The organism is Pseudomonas edaphica (assembly GCF_005863185.1).
Classification (GTDB): domain Bacteria; phylum Pseudomonadota; class Gammaproteobacteria; order Pseudomonadales; family Pseudomonadaceae; genus Aquipseudomonas; species Aquipseudomonas edaphica.
Genome location: NZ_VBVZ01000850.1, coordinates 1 through 2085, shown reverse-complemented (window position 1 = coordinate 2085; position 2085 = coordinate 1). Strand labels below are relative to the sequence as shown.

2 protein-coding genes are annotated in these 2085 nt (G+C 60.0%); one reads left to right on the top strand and one right to left on the bottom strand.

All coding sequences use genetic code 11. The features are described 5' to 3' along the window. The coding region (gene groL, locus FEM54_RS31295; protein WP_138454143.1) for a chaperonin GroEL at positions 1-1357 on the top strand (1357 nt) is incomplete at its 5' end. 194 nt (positions 1358-1551) lie between these two features. Here the strand turns inward: groL and FEM54_RS31290 are convergent. After that, positions 1552-1929, bottom strand: coding sequence for a hypothetical protein (locus tag FEM54_RS31290; protein WP_138454142.1), 378 nt, complete (start codon positions 1927-1929; stop codon positions 1552-1554). Between the last annotated feature and the right edge of the window lie 156 nt (positions 1930-2085).

Genomic DNA, 2085 nt, shown 5'->3' with positions numbered 1-2085 from the left:
GGCCATCGTCAACGAAGGCTACAAGGCCGTCGCTGCCGGCATGAACCCGATGGATCTCAAGCGCGGCATCGACAAGGCGACCATCGCCATCGTTGCTGAGCTGAAAAAGCTGTCCAAGCCATGCGCCGACACCAAGGCTATCGCTCAGGTAGGCACCATCTCCGCCAACTCCGACAACTCCATCGGCGACATCATTGCCGAAGCCATGGAAAAAGTCGGTAAAGAAGGCGTGATCACCGTTGAAGAAGGCACTGGCCTGGAAAACGAACTGTCGGTTGTAGAAGGCATGCAGTTCGACCGTGGCTACCTGTCCCCGTACTTCGTCAACAAGCCTGAGACCATGGTTGCCGAGCTGGACAGCCCGCTGATCCTGCTGGTCGACAAAAAGATCTCGAACATCCGCGAAATGCTGCCAGTGCTGGAAGCCGTTGCCAAAGCCGGCCGCCCACTGCTGATCGTTTCCGAAGACGTTGAAGGCGAAGCCCTGGCGACTCTGGTTGTGAACAACATGCGTGGCATCGTTAAAGTCGCCGCCGTCAAGGCGCCAGGCTTCGGCGACCGTCGCAAGGCCATGCTGCAGGACATCGCCGTTCTGACCGGCGGTACCGTTATCTCCGAAGAGATCGGCCTGAGCCTGGAAAGCGCCACCCTGGAAAACCTGGGTAGCGCCAAGCGCGTGACCATCTCCAAAGAAAACACCATCATCGTTGACGGTGCTGGCGTTGAGCAGGACATCCAGGCTCGCATCACTCAGATCCGTGCCCAGGTTGCCGAGACTTCGTCCGACTACGACCGTGAAAAACTGCAAGAGCGTCTGGCCAAGCTGTCCGGCGGCGTTGCAGTGATCAAGGTTGGCGCCGGTTCCGAAGTTGAAATGAAAGAGAAGAAAGCCCGCGTTGAAGACGCCCTGCACGCAACCCGTGCAGCCGTTGAAGAAGGCGTGGTACCTGGCGGTGGCGTTGCGCTGATCCGCGCTCTGGAAGCACTGGCTGATCTGACCGGCGACAACGCTGACCAGAACGTCGGTATCGCTGTTCTGCGTCGCGCCGTTGAAGCGCCGCTGCGTCAGATCGCTGCCAACTCCGGCGACGAGCCAAGCGTTGTGGTCAACGAAGTCAAGAACGGCAAAGGTAACTACGGTTACAACGCTGCGACTGGCGAATACGGCGACATGATCGAAATGGGCATCCTGGACCCTACCAAGGTGACTCGTTCCGCGCTGCAAGCAGCAGCCTCCATCGGTAGCCTGATCCTGACTACTGAAGCTGCAATCGCTGACAAGCCAAAGGCTGAAGGCGCAGCTGGCGGCGGTATGCCAGACATGGGCGGCATGGGTGGCATGGGCGGCATGATGTAAGCCAGCCTTACCCAGCTATTAAAAAGCCCCGCTTGCAGTGATGCAGGCGGGGCTTTTTTGTGCAGTATTCAAAATGCAGGAGCTCCCATGTGGGAGCTGGCTTGCCTGCGATGGCATCACCTCGGTGCACCAGACATACCGAGTCGCCTGCATCGCGGGCAAGCCCGGCTCCCACATGGCTGCCTGTGTTGATCTCAACCCAATGTACGACGTCGCAACAGCTTCCTGAAGGTCATGCCCCTTGCCAGGGTTACTTGGGCAGCCGGCATAAGTGCCACGGGTTGCGGTGCAGCAGCTTGGTTGAGTGGGCCAGGGACAGGCAGGTGCGTGAGTTTCTCAACGCCGGCGGCTCGGGGCCACCTCCGAGGTGGCGGGGTGAGGAGCGCATCCTGCGCCGTTGGCCGACGTGCCGTATTGGCGGTGTGATCGCCAGCGTGTTTGTCTTCCATCCGTGGTGATGGCTTGTCCGTAACCGCCAGGCGCGAGGCCGACGCATTACCGGGCACGAACACGCCGGCAACGATGCACAGCGACAGCATCAAGGTGGGCAAATGCTTCTTACGGGGATGCATGACAGGGCTCTCCAACCGGGATTCAGTTGGCGAGGTTACGGGCGATGCGCAGGCTGCGCTGTCACAGGCTGTAACAGCGCTACAACCGGCGATACCCTTCAATAAGGACGAACACTGTCACTGTGGCGAGCAGGCTTGCCCTGCGTTGGGCTGCGC

What these genes read in the sequence shown, in the direction of transcription:
- FEM54_RS31290 (WP_138454142.1), bottom strand. Translation starts at nt 1,929, where the DNA reads ATGCATCCCCGTAAGAAGCATTTGCCCACCTTGATGCTGTCGCTGTGC.